The organism is Arthrobacter sp. Y3221157 (assembly GCF_059089865.1).
In genome coordinates, this window is record NZ_JBNHFD010000255.1 from 1 (window position 1) to 265 (window position 265).

Genomic DNA, 265 nt, shown 5'->3' on the forward strand with positions numbered 1-265 from the left:
GCGTAGGGCTCGGGCTGCTCTTTCAAGGACGCCCAGTAGTCCTCGAACGGGTCAAGGATCTTCCAGGACAGCTCCACTTCCTCGTGCCGCGGGAACAGCGGCGGCTCACCGAGCAGCACATCCAGGATCAGCCGCTCGTAGGCCTCGGGGGAGGACTCGGTGAACGAGTGCCCGTACCCGAAGTCCATGGTCACGTCCCGGACCTCCATCTGGGTGCCGGGGACCTTGGACCCGAACCGGATCGTGGCGCCCTCGTCGGGCTGGA

At 66.4% G+C, this 265-nt stretch carries 1 pseudogene; it reads right to left on the reverse strand.

Going from position 1 to position 265, the window contains the following annotated elements:
* Positions 1-265, reverse strand: a pseudogene (locus AC5RTT_RS20895) (glucose-6-phosphate dehydrogenase); the annotation flags it as partial.